3 protein-coding genes are annotated in these 4,065 nt (G+C 74.9%); 2 read left to right on the top strand and 1 reads right to left on the bottom strand.

Going from position 1 to position 4,065, the window contains the following annotated elements; genetic code table 11:
* Positions 1-1,282 (bottom strand): PucR family transcriptional regulator ligand-binding domain-containing protein (locus ACTUAL_RS25285; protein ID WP_440901997.1); only part of this gene is annotated, 1,282 nt, incomplete at its 3' end.
* A 117-nt stretch (positions 1,283-1,399) separates the two neighbouring features.
* Here ACTUAL_RS25285 and ACTUAL_RS25280 point away from each other — a divergent pair.
* Both ACTUAL_RS25280 and mmsA read left to right on the top strand, forming a co-directional pair.
* Positions 1,400-2,692, top strand: coding sequence for an aspartate aminotransferase family protein (locus ACTUAL_RS25280; protein ID WP_440901996.1), 1,293 nt, complete (start codon positions 1,400-1,402; stop codon positions 2,690-2,692).
* On the top strand, positions 2,689-4,065 hold a 1,377-nt coding region (gene mmsA, locus ACTUAL_RS25275), incomplete at its 3' end, for a CoA-acylating methylmalonate-semialdehyde dehydrogenase (protein WP_440901995.1). The genes ACTUAL_RS25280 and mmsA, both read left to right, overlap by 4 nt.

Raw genomic sequence — 4,065 nt, 5'->3', positions numbered from 1 at the left:
GCACCCCCGGCGACCGCAGCGCCGCCCCCGCCACGTGCGCCGCCTCCCCGAGGCTGCGCCGCACCTCCGGCACCCCGCACACCACCGTCCCGACCGCCACCACCACCGGCAGCCCGTGCTGCGTGGCCGCCGCCGCCCGGTGCACCTCGCGGGCGAACTGCCGCAGCACCCCCTCCACCGGGGTCTGCGGCGGCAGCGCCAGCAGCGCCCGCACGCTCGTGTCGTCCACCACCCCGACCAGCGCGGGCACCGGCGCCCGCCGGGCCGCCAGCGCCGTGGCCTCGGCCAGGTCCCGCAGCACCTCCTGCGTGGCCAGCGACTGCCCCGGCGTGGTCGCCGCGCCCGGCCGGATCGCCACCCCGAGCAGCTGCCGCCGCTCCAGCGGCACCCCCAGCGCGGCGGCCCGCGCGGGCAGGTCGGCGGGCGGGCGGTCCAGCAGCTGGGTGAGCAGCGTGCGGTGCGTCTGCCGCTCCAGCGACTCCCGGTCCCGCGCCACCAGCCGGTGCACGGCCAGCGCGGACGCCGCCCGCTCCGCGACCACCACGTGCCGGTGCGGCGGCTCGGCCGCGCTGACCAGCACGAGCCTTCCCCAGTCCGACCCGCGCGCCCCCACCGCGGTCACCAGCCAACCGGGCCCCGCGTGGTAGGCGGTCCGCCCGGCCCCGGACACCTCGCGCGAGCGCGCGCCCCAGTCGGCCAGCAGCGCCACCGGGTCCTGCCCGGCCGCGTCGTACGCCAGCACCTCGTGCCCCAGCGTCTCCAGCACCACCGGCAGCCCCGACGTGCGCGCCACCTCCCGCAGCACCTCGGCCGGTTCCGCGCCCGCCACGGTCAGCGCCGTGAACGCCTCGTGCACCTGCTCGGCGGCCCGCAGCTCGGCGAGCTGCGCGTCCACGATCAGCGACACCACCGCCTCGGTGACCGCGACGAACCGCACCTCCACCGACAGCGTGACCAGCGGCAGCCCGTGCTCCTGCGCCGCCGCGACCAGCGCCCCCGGCACCCCGCCCCGCCACCGCCGCACCAGCTCCACGACCAGCCCGGTCGCCCCCACCCCGGCCAGCCCCGCCACGTACTCGCGCAGCGCCTCAGGCTCCTCCGGCAGGGCGATCCCGCTGGTCAGCACCAGCTCACCGCCGCGCAGCAGCGGCGCGATGTCGGCGACCTCGGCCACGTGCACCCAGCGCACCGACCGCCCCAACCCCTCCGCGCCCGCGACCACCCTGGGCTGACCCTGTCGCACCACGGACAGGGATAACGCCTCCGCCACGGTCGGGTACATGCACACAACGTAATCGCCACTCCTGGAAAGCGGTACAGGTTGTGCATGGCGGTGGGCCGCCGCGCCCCGTGAGACTGCGGGGGAGATTCGGGAGAGCGCGAACAGCGGGAGGCGCGGATGGCGCACGACGAGCTGCTGGCCAGGCACCGGGCGGTCCTGCCGGACTGGATGGCCCTGTACTACGACCACCCGATCGAGATCACGAGGGGCAGCGGCAGGCACGTCACCGACGGCGAGGGCCGCACCTACCTCGACTTCTTCGCGGGCATCCTCACCAACGGCGTCGGCTACGACATCGCCGAGATCAGCGACGCCATCCGGTCCCAGATCGACACCGGCGTGCTGCACAGCTCCACCCTGTACCTGATCCGCTCGCAGGTGGAGCTGGCCGAGCGGATCGCCGGGCTGTCCGGCATCCCGGACGCCAAGGTGTTCTTCACCAACTCCGGCACCGAGGCCAACGAGACCGCGCTCATGCTGGCCTGCGGGCACCGCCGCAGCGACCAGGTCCTAGCCCTGCGCAACTCGTACCACGGCCGGGGCTTCGCGGCGACCGGCGTCACGGGCCTGCGCGCCTGGTCGCCGACCGCGCTCAGCCCGCTCAAGGTCGCCTGGGTGCACGGCGGCTACCGCTACCGCAGCCCGTTCCGCGACCTGTCCGACGCCGACTACGTCGCCGCCTGCGTCGCCGACCTGCGGGACGTGCTGAACACCGCCACCTCCGGCGACGTCGCGTGCATGATCGTCGAACCGATCCAGGGCGTCGGCGGGTTCACCCTGCCGCCGGACGGGCTGTTCGCCGCGTTCAAGGAGGTCCTGGACGAGCACGGCATCCTGCTGATCTCGGACGAGGTCCAGACCGGCTGGGGGCGCACCGGCGAGCACTTCTGGGGCATCGGCGCGCACGGCGTCACCCCCGACGCGATGACCTTCGCCAAGGGGCTCGGCAACGGGCTCGCCATCGGCGGCGTGGTCGCGCGCGGCGACGTCGTGGACGGCCTGACCGCCAACTCGATCTCCACGTTCGGCGGCAACCCGGTGTCCACGGCGGGCGCCCTGGCGACGCTGGACTACCTGCTCGGCCACGACCTCCAGTCCAACGCGGCCAAGCTCGGCGCCCGGCTGATCTCCGGGCTGCGCGACGTCGCCGCCGACCACCCGCTGCTCGGGGACGTGCGCGGCAAGGGCCTCATGGTCGGCCTGGAGCTGGTCGGCGAGGACCGCGCGCCCGACCCGGCGGCGGGGGTGGCCGTGCTGGAGGCGACGCGCGAGCGCGGGCTGCTGGTCGGCAAGGGCGGGCTGCACGGCAACGTCATCCGCCTCGCCCCGCCGCTGTCGGTGACCGCCGACGAGGTGGAGGAGGCGCTCGTGGCGCTGCGGGACGCGATCGCGGAGGTGTCGGCCCGATGAGCCTGATCTCCGAGGGCGGCGACGGGGCCGCCGACCGGGTCACCGCGAAGCGGATCACGCACTGGATCGGCGGCAAGCCGTGGACCGGCGGCGCCTCCCGCACCGGCGAGGTGCACGACCCGGCGACCGGGCAGGTCGCGTCCACCGTGGACCTGGCCCCGGTCGAGGTGGTCGACCGGGCGGTCGAGGTCGCGGGGGAGGCGTTCACCCGGTGGCGGGACTCGTCGCTGGCGCAGCGGTCCTCGGTGATGTTCGCGTTCCGCGAGCTGCTGCACGCCCGCAAGGGCGAGCTGGCCGCGATCATCACCGCCGAGCACGGCAAGGTCCTCGCCGACGCTGCGGGGGAGGTGCAGCGGGCGCTGGAGAACGTCGAGTTCGCCTGCGGCATCCCCCACCTGCTCAAGGGCGGCTTCAGCGAGAACGCCTCCAGCCGCTTCGACGTCTACTCGATCCAGCAGCCGCTCGGCGTGGTCGCGGTCGTGTCACCGTTCAACTTCCCGGCCATGGTGCCGCTGTGGTTCGTGCCGACCGCGATCGCCTGCGGCAACGCGGTCGTGCTCAAGCCCAGCGAGAAGGACCCGTCCGCGTCGGTGTTCCTCGCCGAGCTGTTCGCCGAGGCAGGGCTGCCCGACGGGGTCCTGAACGTGGTCCACGGCGACAAGGAGGCCGTCGACCGCCTCCTCGTCCACCCGGACGTGAAAGCCGTGTCCTTCGTCGGCTCCACCCCGGTGGCGCGCTACGTCTACGAGACCGCGACCGCGCGCGGCAAGCGCGTCCAGGCGCTCGGCGGCGCCAAGAACCACATGGTCGTCCTCCCCGACGCCGACCTCGACCTGGCGGCGGACGCCGCGGTCTCGGCGGGCTTCGGCTCGGCGGGGGAGCGCTGCATGGCGATCTCCGCGGTCGTCGCCGTCGACCCGGTGGGCGACGCCCTGGTGGCCAAGATCGCCGAGCGCATCGCCGCGCTGAAGGTCGGCGACGGCCGCCGCGCGGGCTGCGACATGGGCCCGCTGATCACCGCCGCGCACCGCGACCGCGTCACGTCCTACCTGGACAGCGGAGTCGCCGACGGGGCCGACCTGGTCGTGGACGGCCGGGACCACGCGATCGACGGCTCCCCCGAGGGCTTCTGGCTGGGCCCGACCCTGTTCGACCGGGTGGGCGTGGACATGGCGGTGTACCGGGACGAGGTGTTCGGCCCGGTGCTGTCGGTGCTGCGCGCGACCGGCTACGACGAGGCCCTGGACCTGGCAGCGGACGCCGCGGTCTCGGCGGGCTTCGGCTCGGCGGGGGAGCGCTGCATGGCGATCTCCGCCGTCGTCGCCGTCGACCCGGTGGGCGACGCCCTGGTGGCCAAGATCGCCGAGCGCATC

This window comes from Actinosynnema sp., assembly GCF_052038725.1.
The sequence above is the reverse complement of the archived record's forward strand: the minus strand, read 5'-3'. Positions and strand labels throughout refer to the sequence as shown.

Bases quoted from the DNA above. Each gene is read 5' to 3' on its own strand.
- ACTUAL_RS25280 (WP_440901996.1), top strand. From the start codon at position 1,400: ATGGCGCACGACGAGCTGCTGGCCAGGCACCGGGCGGTCCTGCCGGAC.